Source organism: Exiguobacterium sp. CH10 (genome assembly GCF_018617635.1).
Taxonomy (GTDB): domain Bacteria; phylum Bacillota; class Bacilli; order Exiguobacteriales; family Exiguobacteriaceae; genus Exiguobacterium; species Exiguobacterium aestuarii_A.
In genome coordinates, this window is the sequence record NZ_JACSKO010000002.1 from 325441 (window position 1) to 338199 (window position 12759).

Sequence of the window (12759 nt, forward strand, 5' to 3'; positions counted from 1 at the left end):
GGCGATTTTTTTCAAATCAATGGTAAAGAGGTGTTGGTATGGTGAGACGGATTCGACTACTGCTCGATGATAGTGCATGGTTCGTTCCATTCCTATATGGGATGGGGGGCATCGTGTTAACAGCGTTGACACAACTGTTCGGTGAATTTTTCCGAGATTTACTACCAGATTTTATTTATTTGGACTTGGACTCGGCAGCATCCGTACTGTCTTCGACGTTCACGAGTCTTATGACGATGATGACGTTTAGTTTTTCGACAATCCTTGTCGTGTTGACGACGTATTCTTCTCAGTTTTCTCCACGGACAATCAATAACTTTTTGACGAACACGTCGGCTAAGCATACGCTTGGTCTCTTCATTATGACGACCGTGTACGGGATTTCGAATTTATTCCTCGTCCGAACGGCAGATGATGGCGTCGTATTGTCTTCAGGGATCAGTGTGCTCTTGGTCATTGGATCGATTTGGGCGTTCGTCAAGTTCATTCAGACGATCAGTGTCTCGATTCAGGCAGAACGTTTGTTATCCGCGTTACATAAAGAAGCACTTTCGGTAATCAGTGAGCAAAAAGACGCCATCGAGTCAGATGACGTGAATCTCGTATTACCACGTTCTGTTCATTCATTCGAAGGTCAGGCGATGCGGGCACAGCAGACGGGGTATATCCGCTTATTTTTAAGAGAGAAGCAGGGAGATCATGAAACGGACTTTGAATCGGTCGTAGCCGTAGGTGAATTTGTCGCTAAAGGGGATTTACTCGGATTTTGGAAAGGCGAGGACGCCCCGGACATCGAACTATTTGAGATCGGCGAAGTCCGGTCTTCGATGCAAGATCCGTCATTTGCGATTGAAAAGTTGAGTGAGATTGCGTTACGTGGAATCTCTCCAGGAATCAATGACCCGAATACGGCGATTCACGCAATTCATTACATCGGAGATATTTTACGGGAACTTTGTGAACTACCGGATGGAGATTTTCTATACTCGAACGGGAAATCTGATTGGCATGTGAAGCGAAAGACGCTTGAGACAATTCTTTTTGAATCACTATCGCCGATGCAAACTTACGCCAGTAAAGACATCTTTGTGATGGGGTCCGTGTTCGAAGCGATTCGAATGGCGCGTCTTCAGGCGCATGAGACATTGGATTCGACGTTTGATGAGATGATTGATTATTTTGAAGATGTGATTGATTGGGAAAGTCTTCATTCAAAAGAACAGAACTATTTACGCAATAAAATAGGGCGAGCTAAAAAGATGACGGCATGACAGGAGACCACCTTTTCAAAAGAAGAGGTGGTCTCTGTTCAAGAGAGCGTATATCCGCCATCGACCGTAATGGCTTGCCCATTTATATAGGTTGAGGCATCGGTTAACAAAAACTCGACGACAGGCGCCACTTCTTCCGGTAGGGCGGCATGTCCCCGGAAATGATGGGTCATTGCCTCTTTAAATTTTGCTTCTCCACCATATAGTTTATGACTGAGCGGTGTATCGACCGGACCGAAACAGACGGCATTGAATCGAACCTTTCCTTTCATCCGATGTGCGAACGTTTTCGTCAAGGCAACCACGGCGGCTTTCGAGGCGGCATAATGAGCCAGCATAGGTGGGAATTTGACGTGTCCGACGATGGCGGCGTTATTGACGACACTCGCGCCTTGAGCAAACAAAGGGATGGCACGTTGTGTGACGGTGTTCAGTGCATAGAGGTTGACGTCAAACACTTCATTGTATGAGTCTTGAGTCAAACGCTCCGGTGTACCGGGTCTACCAAATGTTGCGGCGTTGTTGAAAAGACCATGTAACGTCACCCCTTGTTCCTTTAAGTGTCCAAAGAGATGATCGATGTCTTCCGCTGAATGGAGGTCGCATCGGATGAACGTGGCCAATCCGTTCGAATCTGATTCGAGAGAAGCCCCCCGTGTCTCATCACGACCGATTCCGATGACACGATGCCCATTCTCGGTTAACTGTAAGGCGACGGCGCGCCCAATCCCGCTTGTTGCGCCTGTTATTAGAAAAGTCCCCATAATTCATTCGCTCCCCTCAAAAAATTGGCGTTACGATGTATAATTAATGATAATACATGACAGAAACGAGGTCAGGTTATAATATGTTGCGACGCATACAAGTACTCTTTTCCCTTATTTTGCTCGCAGGACTCATTGCGATATTATCGTATTACTGGAGCTCACAAGTGATCGGGCTTTTCTCGATTCTCGTCTTTTTGACAACGTTCAGTATTTTGCTTGTGATTTTGCTTGAAAATCGCAACCCGCAACGCACGTTGATCTGGGCGATTGTCATGATTGGCTTTCCTGTCATTGGACTATTTGCGTACTTTGTGTTCGGTCAGAACTATCGTCGTAAACGGATATTTAAAGAGAAGGCGATGCTCGACGAAGAGACGTACTTGGCTTATCGGCAAAAAGCGATGACGCTATCTCCGTCACTGATGTTTGCGCATGACGATTATGAGAAGTTGATGCATCTCACCTCTTCGTTAAACCAATTGCCCGTCTCCTCGAATACGTATACGCAAATCTTGACGAACGGTCGTGAAAAATTCTCGAAGTTATTACCCGCTCTGAAAGGGGCGACACGACACATTCATCTCGAGTATTACATTTTTCGGGAAGATCGTATTTCTCGGGAAATTCAGCGAATATTAATCGAGAAAGCCAAAAAAGGGGTCGAAGTTCGATTTTTATATGATGCTGTTGGTTCCATCCATACGAGCAGTACGTTTTTCGAAGAGATGAAGCAAGCCGGCGTTCAAGTGCAGGCGTTCTTTCCGGTCGTCCTTCCGCTCGTGTCGAGTAAGACGAACTATCGAAACCATCGGAAAATTGTCGTTATCGACGGGACTGAGGCGTTCACTGGAGGTTTGAACGTAGGGGATGAGTATTTAGGCGAACATTCAAAATTTGGTTTTTGGCGCGACACCCACCTGTATGTCAGAGGGGAAGGGGTGTCCGAGTTACAGTTGATCTTTTTACAAGACTGGTATTACATGACGGGGGAACGGCTGTTCACGCCATTCTATTTAGAACCGCTCGAAACGGTACGAAGCGCGAGTGGAGGCGTCCAAATCGTTGCCAGCGGACCCGATGAACCGTATGAGACGATGAAATCGATTTATTTCTCGTTGATCAATGCTGCGAAAAAGTCCGTCTATATTTCCTCCCCGTATCTGATTCCTGATGAGGACATTATGAGCGCTTTGAAGACAGCATCTCTATCGGGCATCGATGTTCGAATCGTCTTACCGAGCTATCCGGACCATAAAATCGTCTTTTATGCGAGTCGTTCCTATTATGAGGAGTTACTGTTGGCCGGGGTAAAGATTTATTTGTACGAAGAAGGATTCATGCATTCAAAAGTCATCGTCGTCGATGACGGACTTGCCACGATCGGGACTGCGAACATGGATTTTCGTAGCTTCCATTTGAACTTCGAAGTGAATGCTCTTTTGTACAACACGAACTCGGTCCATCAGTTGAAACAAGACTTATATCATGATTTCGAAGGGTCTCACGAACTAGTATTAGAAGAGTTTGAAAAGCGCTCATTCTTTATAAAACTCGTAGAATCATTGGCCAGAATGTTTTCACCACTACTATAAGGGGGGAGCAAGATGCGGTTTGCGATCGGTCGAGAAGGGGATATCGTTGATTCCTTTACTCTAAATCGGATGCAGGCGGAGCAGCTTGCTCCTTTTCGATGTCCGACGTGCCAGGAGGTGTTGATTCTAAAGCAAGGAGCGAAACGTCGGCTACATTTCGCCCACATCCATACATGTGGGAGAGCAGAATCCGTTACGCACCATCAGGATAAATGGGCAGTGTGCCAATGGCTTCAAGAAAGAGGGTACCCTGTCGACCAAGAAGTGACGATTGGGAATCGTCGGGCTGACATTCTTACAAACGTGGATGAGAATCCAACCGTGTTTGAGATTCAGGCATCTCCATTGGTAGCGGAAGAATATGTCGCACGAACGAATGATTATAAACGAGCAGGTCTGGATGTAATTTGGCTCGCGAGCGGTCTCGACTTAAAAATGAACCAATCGTTTCAACCGTGGATGCGCCTTGAACTGTTTCGGCGACATCGGTTGATGACAGTGAGAAATGGACAGTTGGTGCGTTTCAATGGGTTTCCCATTTCGATCAAGTATGGAATCGGAAGTTGGGAAGTCTCGTCCTCAGTGACTACTTCCCCTTATGAAGCTTATTATCGGTTCAATGCATTGGAATGGACGGAGATGATACGACGAAAGCGAATGTCGCCGATTTATCCATCTCTAAAGAATCGACGTCTCATATTAAATCGTCTGTATCCTTTAGGATTGATCCCCGCCTTGTTACCGACTGCCTGCTATCTTCCGCTCACGTCACTTTGGGGAATACACATCCATCCGATTGAGTTTCAAATCGTTCTGTATTTAAATCGCTATGAGTCCCCGGATGATTCAGTGGAATGGAGCGTTCAAAAGACGTGCCGCCAGTTCGGAGTGACACCGACAAGCGACTTTTCTCAGTCGTTTCATGTACAATGGAAACAACTCTTGAATGCATGTCGTCTATCGTGTGATGTCACGACTTGGGTGCTTCCAACCACCTATGAAGATGCGAGACGTCACGATACACGATTGTTTCAAGGACTTCAGCGATTGATGTTACAATCGAAGAACCAATCAGAAAAGGGAGTGAACGTATGTCAGAAGTATTGACACGACAACAAGTTCCAGTCGAAGAGACGTGGAACTTAGAGACGATCTACAGTAACGACCAAGCATGGGAAGCAGATTTTGAAGCATTAAAAGAGCAGGTACCGGCATTGATCGGATTTAAAGGAAAACTCGGTGAATCGGCAGAAACGTTATACGAAGCGTTACAACTCCGTGATGAGCTTTCTCGTAAATTACATAAGCTGTATACGTACGCGCACATGCGTTACGACGAAGATACGGCGAACAGTCATTATCAGGCATTGAATGACCGTGCAGGCTCACTCGCCTCGCAAATTTCAGCCCAACTCGCATTCATGACACCAGAGCTTCTTTCAATCGATGAAGCTCAAATTGAAGCCTTTATGGAACAACACGAGTCACTTCGCGTGTATCGTCATGCGTTCGATGAGTTGGCGCAAGAACGTCCACACGTATTGACGGAAGCGGAGGAAGCAATCCTTGCGCAGGCTGGAGACGTGCTCGGACAATCGAGTTCGACGTTTGGTATGCTCAATAACGCGGATTTGAAATTCCCGAAAGTGAAGAACGAAAAAGGAGAAGAGGTCGAATTGACGCACGGACGTTACATCACGTTCCTCGAATCGAGTGATCGAAGTGTCCGCGAGAACGCCTTTAAAGCGATGTACGGGACGTACGGGCAGTATTTGAACACGTTTGCCTCGACGCTTTCAGGCAGTGTGAAAAAAGACAACTTCTATGCAAGTGTCCGTAAGTTTGAGAGTGCGCGACAGGCAGCCCTTCACCACAATGCGATTCCAGAGTCTGTGTATGACGGTCTGGTCGAAGCGGTCAACGAGCGTCTTGATTTACTACATCGATATGTCGCGTTGCGGAAACGTGCGCTCGGATTGGATGAGTTGCATATGTATGATTTATACACACCACTCGTCAAAGATGTAGAGATGAAGGTGTCGTACGAGGAAGCGAAACAGTTGATGGTTGATGGTTTGGCACCACTCGGAGAAGAGTACGTTCAAATCGTCAAAGACGGTCTCGATTCACGTTGGGTCGACGTACGAGAGACACGCGGTAAACGGAGCGGGGCATATTCATCAGGAGCATATGATACACAACCGTTCATCCTTATGAACTGGCAGGACAACGTCAACAACTTGTTCACGCTCGCGCACGAGTTCGGTCACTCGGTGCATAGCCATTACACGCGTACGTCACAGCCGTATCCGTATGGTGACTATTCAATCTTTGTAGCAGAAGTCGCATCGACGACAAACGAAGCTTTATTAAACGACCATCTTTTGAAAACGCGGAAGGCAAAAGAAGAACGTCTCTACTTGTTGAACAATCAACTTGAAACGTTCCGTGGGACATTATTCCGTCAAACGATGTTTGCTGAGTTTGAACATATGATTCACAAGGCTGCTCAAGAAGGTGTCTCACTCACACCGGAATATTTGAATGAGACGTACTTAGAGTTGAACAAGCGCTACTTCGGAGAAGAAATCGTTATCGATGAAGAGATTTCGTATGAATGGGCACGTATCCCGCACTTCTATTACAATTACTATGTCTATCAATATGCGACGGGTATCTCAGCATCGGCAGCATTGTCGCAACAGATCATGGAAGAGGGAGAGCCGGCCGTACGTCGTTACATCGATAACTTCCTTAAGGCTGGGTCTAGCGACTATTCAATTGAGGTCTTGAAAGCGGCAGGTGTCGATATGACGACGAAAGAACCGGTTCTCAAAGCGCTTGATCAGTTCGAAGCGGTGCTTGATGAAATGGAATCATTATTGTTCTCGTGAACAATATGTGACAATGTGCACAAACTAGTTGTCAGATGAAGCGGGACTAGGTATATTATAAGTGTGAAATCAATCACAAACCCCTTTATTGACCGTAAACTTTCTCCCATCTTGTAGGCCTTCCCCGGGCCTCAAGGTTCGACGGCTCTTGTCCCCGCTTGAGACGTCAAAAACCCCACGGCTCCCCGGCCGTGGGGTTCTTTTTTATTTCGTTTGCGCCCATGCTTCACCGCTACATCCCGGGACAGGGCGGCAGCGTTGCTGCAAGGAGAGCTTCTTCAGTTCCCGTTCAATCACAGCTTTATCTAAGTCTAGAATATACGATAGTTCAGTAATCGTCGACGTGTCATAACGAGCCAAGACTTTGGCTACATCCCAGTCAGTCGAACGGCTCGGAGCATAACCGAGCAACTCGGTCATGACCGATTGATACACGTCATACGGATAGACACCTTCAATCTTCAATGCTTCATCGCGCGTCACGAACGTAAGAGCGGGCAATGACTCAATCTCCCAATCTTTCAGCACTTGATGATCGACTGCTAAAGCATTCAAGAGCTGGTTCGATTGAAGATCGGCCTCAAGTTCACTCAAATCAAGACCGTACTCTTCGAAAGACCGTGCGATTTCCCATAAATCGATTGAGCCCAGTTGTTCACCAGAGAATAAATCATTTACATGCAAATGACGTAAAAAACGCATCGCATGACGTTTCCCTTGTAATTCTAGCGCTTTGATCATTGTGAGAAGGCGAACTTCTTCCTGACATCCGCCAACACAGCTAGGAACGGTAGAGACCATTCGGAAACGAATCACATGTCCGTATTCAATCTCTAACTTTTTGATCAGTGTCATCACGTGAAAATTTTCAGGACTCGAGATGTCCATGAAATAGAATAACTCCAATGGCTTATACGTTACTTGAATAGGAGTTTCTTCCAGTGAACAGGATGACCCATTACATTGTTCAAGTTCCATTTGTGTCGCCTCCTCTCGGCAAAAAACTCATTTAATGTTGTAAACTCATTGTAGCAACGAAAAAAAAAGGTTGGCAATGTATCTGCTCAACCTTCAGACCGACTCATTTTTAATTCCATGAATCGAACGATTTTATTTTTGGCGGGACGGTACGGGAGACCGTGTTCTGCTAACAGTCGTTCGAATGCACGTTTGCCCGCTTCTTCATTCGTGACTTCAAATTCTATTTCATAGTCGGTCGTCTCCAAATAATGGCTTTCGTCTAAAACGAGAAGACCATCTTCCGTTTGATGTTCGGCTCGATTCGTCTCGAGGCGTCCGAGGTGTTCGAGTGCAGCATTCAGTTGAAATGGGGCGAGAGCTTGCTTCATTTGATTATCGTGAATGATTCCGTACTTGAATAAGTCTTCCGCTTCTTCTTCAGTGATCGAGGAATGTGTTTCAAGCAATCCGACTTCGTTCGGTTGTTTTAATGTCAATACCTGGCCATGTTTCTTCTCACGAATACGAAGGGCTGCGCCTTGTTTCTTTAGCTGGAAGCTAGGCGTGTCGAAATAATCGTTCGCTTGCCAGCGGACTTGATTTTCTAGTTTGTAAGCCCGAATTAGTTTTTCATACTCATCTTTTGTCAACATCGATTTAAATTCAATTTCCACTTCTTGGGTCATAAATCATCGCTCCATTCTATGAACAATTGTTCGTTTATGATACCATACAAACGGATACATACGGAAAGGACGCGTTTTTTCCGGAAAAGAACGAAAGTGGTGACAGCGTATGCAATCAGTGAACTGGGATCAGTTTTTAGTACCGTATCAAATCGCGGTAGACGAGTTGAAAGTAAAGTTAAAAGCCGTTCGTAAGCAATTCAAGTCGCAAAATGACCATTCTCCGATTGAATTTGTCACAGGTCGGGTCAAACCGGTCGGGAGCATTCTTGAAAAAGCGAAGCGAAAAAATATTGCGGATCATGAGCTGGCGACCGACATGCAAGATATTGCTGGATTACGAATCATGTGCCAGTTTGTCGATGATATCGTTCACGTCTTGGATTTGCTTCATCGTCGAACAGATTTTAAAATAGTGGAAGAACGCAATTATATTACACATCAAAAAGATTCGGGCTATCGGTCGTATCATGTCATTATCGAATATCCGGTCCAAACGATTCATGGGGAGATTCCGACACTTGTCGAAGTACAAATTCGTACTCTTGCGATGAACTTTTGGGCAACGATCGAGCATTCTTTAAATTATAAATATGATGGCGATATGCCTCTTGAAGTACAAGAACGATTGAGACGTGCGGCTGAGGCGGCATTTCTTCTCGATGCAGAGATGAGCCAACTCCGTGTCGAGATTCAAGACGCGCAGCAAGTGTTTCGGGATAAAGAGATGAATGTGAAAACAGACGAGGACTAGGGGGAAATCGATATGCAGTTTGCGATTGTATCGAGGGGAGATGCGCGATCAGCGGAAATCGCCCAGGAACTGACTGAAAAACTTGAAGCCGCTGGGCATACGTTATCGGAAGAGCCACGCATCGTCGTATCAGTCGGTGGAGATGGGACGATGTTACAGGCATTCCATAAGTATATTGACCGTCTCGATGAAACGCTTCTCGTCGGCATTCACACCGGACACCTCGGATTTTACGCGGATTGGCAACCGGATGAATTGGATGAGCTGACGGAAATGATTACGAGTGAGTCGTTCGAACCGGTCTCGTATCCGCTCGTCGAAGTACTGATTGATTATGAGAACGGAAAGACCGATCGCCAATTGGCGATGAACGATTGTACGATTAAAAACTATAAGCGGACACTCGTCTGTGATTTGTCGATTCGCGATGATTATTTTGAAACGTTCCGTGGTGACGGGCTTTGTATCTCAACCCCGTCTGGTTCGACTGCCTACAACAAAGCGCTCGGTGGTGCAATTGTCCACCCGTCGATTGAAGCAATTCAAGTGACGGAAATGGCTTCTATCAATAATCTGGTCTATCGGACGATTGGGGCGCCGCTGCTTTTGCCGAAACATCATCAAGTGAAAATCAAGCCGCATACGAAAACGGAATTCGAATTGGCGTTTGACCATCAAGAAGCGTTGTCTTGGTCAGACGTCGTGTCGATTCGTTGCGCGGTCGCAAAAGAAAAAGTGACGTTCGCCCGTTTCCGCCCGTTCCCGTTTTGGCGCCGTGTACGCGAATCGTTCATTGAGGAAGGAAAGTAACGAATGCAAGGGTTTATGATTCGTCGCGTTGTGGAGAAGGCTATTCCACTGCGCGACTTTTTAATGCAAGACCTAGGGATCTCTCGGAAGATGCTCACGCTCGTAAAACATGAAGGAAAAATCGAAGTGAACGGAATTCATCGTACGGTTCGACACGTTCTCGAACCAGGAGATGAAGTAGTGGTACGATTCCCACCTGAGTCTCCTTCGACAGATATGGTCATCTCAAATAGACCGATTCACATTTTGTATGAGGATGAGACAGTGCTGGCGGTCAATAAACCAGCAGGAATCGCGACGATTCCATCACGATTGCATCCGACTGACACACTTGCAAACGCTGTACTCGGTTACTATCGACAAATCGGTTTGACATCTGCGATTCATGTGATTAATCGACTCGATCGCGATACGAGCGGCGTCGTTTTGTTTGCGAAGTATGGATTCATTCACCATCGGTTTAGTGAACTCCAGAAAGCCAATGCGCTCACGCGCTCTTATGTGGCACTTGTGGAAGGGGAAGTCCCCATCCAAACGATCGATGCACCGATTGGGCGTGCTGAGAATTCAATCATGGAACGAATCGTGACAGAAGACGGACAGCGAGCCGTCACACACATACTCGATTGTCAGCAGTTTGGTGGCGACTCATTGTTGACGATTCGACTCGAGACGGGACGTACCCATCAAATTCGCGTTCATTTGCGTCATATCGGTTATCCACTGATTGGGGACTCGATGTATGGAGGAGCGGCTCGAATGTCACGTCACGCCCTTCACAGCGCCTCTGCGCGCTTTATTCATCCGATAACAGGAGAAGAAGTGATGATTGAAGCACCAATCCCGGAAGACTTTCAATATCTATAACAAAATCCCTTCAAGGTCATTATAGCCTTGAAGGGATTTTTCAATCGTCGTCAAACATATAGGTTTTTGATTTAGAGGCTACGTTCATGACAAGACCGATGGCAATCATGTTCATGATAATCCCCGTCCCTCCGTAACTGACGAATGGAAGGGTGAGTCCGGTAATCGGCAACACACCAATCGTCATCCCGATGTTTTGGAAGACTTGGAACGTGAACATAGCGATGACGCCGGTGACGATGTAACTTCCGAACGCACTACTTGACTCAAGCGCGATATGAATCATGCGATAGAGGAACAAGAAGAAGACGATGATCACGAGCGCCGCGCCGATGAACCCGTAATGCTCGGCGATGACAGCGAAGATGAAGTCCGTCTGTGATTCCGGTAGATAGACGAGTCCTTGTCCATATCCGGCTCCGAACATTTGGCCAGACCCGATCGCCTGTAATGATTTGATCAGCTGGAACGCCAAGTCGTCCGAATACTCATAAGGATAGATCCATGCCTGGAATCGGTTCAGGGCGTGACCTGGTACGAACGCCTGTAGCACTTCAAAATGAGAGAAGAATAGATACATGAACGTTCCGATGGTCAAAGCGGCTGCGCTGAACAGACCGAGTAACCATTTCCAGCCGATACCGGAGACGATGATGATCGCGCCGAGCATCGTCATCAAGACAAGTCCAGTCCCTAAGTCCGGTTGCGTCACAATCAGACCGAGCGGTGGAATGGCGACTAACACCAATTTGACTAACAGCCACGTGTCGAGTTGAGAAGAGCCGTATCGCTTGTTGTGGTCATATACAATCGTTGACATTGAAATGAGAAGGAACAACTTCATGAACTCTGCCGGTTGGAAACTGAATCCCGGTACGTTATACCATCCATACGCTCCATTAATGTTCGGGACGAGTGTCGTATCGCGGAGCGGGATGAGTCCGACGAGCAAAAGGAGACCGAATGCATATAAGTACCAATGGATTTTTCGGAGCTGCTCGTACTCGATTGTCATGATGGCAAACATCGCGAAAAAGCCGATGACGTACCGAATACCCTGTTCGAGAGCGAAGTTGATATGTTGAAGTCGGGTCGGCAACATCGGTTGTGCCGTATAGATTGCACCGAGGCTGATGATCATCAATAGGAAGACGATGGTCAACAGCGTCGTGTCTAAACTTTTAAAATATGATTGAATACGGTTCATAATGGAGTCGAGTCACCCTTTCTATACGTATTTTATCTTACCGCAACTTAAAAAAATCGCAATACGAAACGAGCCGGTTGACAAAACAGAAACCTTTCTGTAATCTGATAACAGATATTATCACCAGGTACTAAAAAGGGGAGTTTATGATGTCAATTTTTCCAACGTTAACGAATAAAACTTATGTCGTCATGGGGATTGCCAACAAGCGTTCTATCGCATGGGCAATTGCTAAAACGCTTGATGAAGCGGGAGCGAAGCTCGTATTAACGTATGCGGCAGAACGTTTCAAATCAAGTCTTGAATCACTTGCGGGTGAGTTGAAACAAGAAGCGATGTTGCTCGAGTGTGACGTAACAAATGACGAAGCGATTGAAACGACATTCCGTTCAATCCATGAACAAGCAGGGGAGATTCAAGGGATTGCCCATTCGATCGCGTTTGCGGATAAAGAAGCGCTTCGCGGCGAATTCTCGGAAATGACACGTGGACAATTCGCACAGGCGTTAGACATCTCGGCGTACAGTTTGACGGCTGTCGTGAAAGCGGCGAAACCATATTTCGCATCAGATGCCTCGGTGATCACGTTGACATACCTCGGTGGAGAGCGCGTCGTTCCGAACTATAACTTGATGGGTGTCGCAAAAGCGGCGCTTGACTCAAGTGTCAAATACTTGGCAAACGAGTACGGTCCGCACGGTGTTCGCGTCAACGCAATCTCAGCTGGTCCGATTCGCACATTGTCGGCTAAAGGGGTAGGCGACTTTAACAGTATCCTCTCGGAACTTGAACAAAAAGCGCCGTTACGTCGAAACGTCTCTGCCGAAGAAGTTGCATCGACAGGACTCTTCCTTCTCTCGGGAATGGGAAGTGGCGTCACGGGTGAAGTGATTCACGTCGATAGCGGATACCATATTTTATAAGTTTGGGAAATGGCGCAGTGATGCGCCA

At 46.6% G+C, this 12759-nt stretch carries 12 protein-coding genes; 8 read left to right on the forward strand and 4 right to left on the reverse strand.

What is annotated here, in order from left to right:
• The first annotated feature begins 38 nt into the window (after nucleotides 1-38).
• A complete protein-coding gene (locus KNP04_RS08445; RefSeq protein WP_214875334.1) occupies nucleotides 39-1271 on the forward strand; it encodes a DUF2254 domain-containing protein in 1233 nt (410 codons plus the stop codon).
• Nucleotides 1272-1309: 38 nt separating this feature from the next.
• Here the strand turns inward: KNP04_RS08445 and KNP04_RS08450 are convergent, their stop codons facing one another.
• A complete protein-coding gene (locus tag KNP04_RS08450; protein ID WP_214875335.1) occupies nucleotides 1310-2035 on the reverse strand; it encodes an SDR family NAD(P)-dependent oxidoreductase in 726 nt (241 codons plus the stop codon).
• 83 nt (nucleotides 2036-2118) lie between these two features.
• Between KNP04_RS08450 and cls the strand changes: the two genes are divergently transcribed.
• From cls to pepF, 3 genes are read left to right on the forward strand one after another with little or no spacing between them, the layout of a single operon-like run.
• On the forward strand, nucleotides 2119-3630 hold the full coding sequence (gene cls, locus KNP04_RS08455) for a cardiolipin synthase (protein WP_214875336.1): 1512 nt from the start codon (nucleotides 2119-2121) through the stop codon (nucleotides 3628-3630).
• Between the two features lie 12 nt (nucleotides 3631-3642).
• Nucleotides 3643-4737: a competence protein CoiA gene (locus KNP04_RS08460; protein ID WP_214875337.1), complete on the forward strand. Its 1095-nt coding sequence runs from the start codon at nucleotides 3643-3645 to the stop codon at nucleotides 4735-4737.
• A complete protein-coding gene (gene pepF, locus KNP04_RS08465; RefSeq protein ID WP_214875338.1) occupies nucleotides 4722-6524 on the forward strand; it encodes an oligoendopeptidase F in 1803 nt (600 codons plus the stop codon). Before KNP04_RS08460 ends, pepF begins: the two co-directional genes overlap by 16 nt.
• Nucleotides 6525-6728: 204 nt before the next feature.
• Here pepF and KNP04_RS08470 read toward each other — a convergent pair whose 3' ends face one another.
• A complete protein-coding gene (locus KNP04_RS08470) occupies nucleotides 6729-7502 on the reverse strand; it encodes a DsbA family protein (protein WP_214819507.1) in 774 nt (257 codons plus the stop codon).
• 86 nt (nucleotides 7503-7588) lie between these two features.
• Nucleotides 7589-8170 (reverse strand): CYTH domain-containing protein, encoded by a 582-nt coding sequence (locus KNP04_RS08475; protein WP_214875339.1) that lies wholly within the window; start codon nucleotides 8168-8170, stop codon nucleotides 7589-7591.
• A 109-nt stretch (nucleotides 8171-8279) separates the two neighbouring features.
• On the opposite strand from KNP04_RS08475, the gene yjbM reads away from it, so the two are divergent.
• Genes yjbM through KNP04_RS08490 form a run of 3 tightly spaced genes read left to right on the forward strand, consistent with a single transcriptional unit; the run spans nucleotide 8280 to nucleotide 10601 of the window.
• The gene (yjbM, locus tag KNP04_RS08480; RefSeq protein ID WP_015881226.1) at nucleotides 8280-8924 is read left to right on the forward strand and encodes a GTP diphosphokinase; all 645 of its coding nucleotides are present in this window, start codon (nucleotides 8280-8282) and stop codon (nucleotides 8922-8924) included.
• 12 nt (nucleotides 8925-8936) lie between these two features.
• Nucleotides 8937-9734: an NAD kinase gene (locus KNP04_RS08485; protein WP_214695497.1), complete on the forward strand. Its 798-nt coding sequence runs from the start codon at nucleotides 8937-8939 to the stop codon at nucleotides 9732-9734.
• Between the two features lie 15 nt (nucleotides 9735-9749).
• Nucleotides 9750-10601: an RluA family pseudouridine synthase gene (locus KNP04_RS08490; RefSeq protein ID WP_251129892.1), complete on the forward strand. Its 852-nt coding sequence runs from the start codon at nucleotides 9750-9752 to the stop codon at nucleotides 10599-10601.
• A gap of 40 nt (nucleotides 10602-10641) precedes the next feature.
• Here the strand turns inward: KNP04_RS08490 and KNP04_RS08495 are convergent, their stop codons facing one another.
• Complete coding sequence (locus tag KNP04_RS08495) at nucleotides 10642-11808, reverse strand: FtsW/RodA/SpoVE family cell cycle protein (protein ID WP_214695514.1); 1167 nt, start codon at nucleotides 11806-11808, stop codon at nucleotides 10642-10644.
• 149 nt (nucleotides 11809-11957) lie between these two features.
• Here KNP04_RS08495 and fabI point away from each other — a divergent pair, with 149 nt between their 5' ends.
• The gene (fabI, locus tag KNP04_RS08500) at nucleotides 11958-12731 is read left to right on the forward strand and encodes an enoyl-ACP reductase FabI (protein WP_214875341.1); all 774 of its coding nucleotides are present in this window, start codon (nucleotides 11958-11960) and stop codon (nucleotides 12729-12731) included.
• Nucleotides 12732-12759: the final 28 nt, after the last annotated feature.

Coding starts and splice junctions, on each gene's coding strand:
- KNP04_RS08450 (WP_214875335.1), bottom strand. CDS start 2,035: ATGGGGACTTTTCTAATAACAGGCGCAACAAGCGGGATTGGGCGCGCC.
- fabI (WP_214875341.1), top strand. CDS start 11,958: ATGTCAATTTTTCCAACGTTAACGAATAAAACTTATGTCGTCATGGGG.
- KNP04_RS08475 (WP_214875339.1), bottom strand. CDS start 8,170: ATGACCCAAGAAGTGGAAATTGAATTTAAATCGATGTTGACAAAAGAT.
- cls (WP_214875336.1), top strand. CDS start 2,119: ATGTTGCGACGCATACAAGTACTCTTTTCCCTTATTTTGCTCGCAGGA.
- pepF (WP_214875338.1), top strand. CDS start 4,722: ATGTCAGAAGTATTGACACGACAACAAGTTCCAGTCGAAGAGACGTGG.
- KNP04_RS08495 (WP_214695514.1), bottom strand. CDS start 11,808: ATGAACCGTATTCAATCATATTTTAAAAGTTTAGACACGACGCTGTTG.
- KNP04_RS08460 (WP_214875337.1), top strand. CDS start 3,643: ATGCGGTTTGCGATCGGTCGAGAAGGGGATATCGTTGATTCCTTTACT.
- KNP04_RS08490 (WP_251129892.1), top strand. CDS start 9,750: ATGATTCGTCGCGTTGTGGAGAAGGCTATTCCACTGCGCGACTTTTTA.
- KNP04_RS08445 (WP_214875334.1), top strand. CDS start 39: ATGGTGAGACGGATTCGACTACTGCTCGATGATAGTGCATGGTTCGTT.
- yjbM (WP_015881226.1), top strand. CDS start 8,280: ATGCAATCAGTGAACTGGGATCAGTTTTTAGTACCGTATCAAATCGCG.
- KNP04_RS08470 (WP_214819507.1), bottom strand. CDS start 7,502: ATGGAACTTGAACAATGTAATGGGTCATCCTGTTCACTGGAAGAAACT.
- KNP04_RS08485 (WP_214695497.1), top strand. CDS start 8,937: ATGCAGTTTGCGATTGTATCGAGGGGAGATGCGCGATCAGCGGAAATC.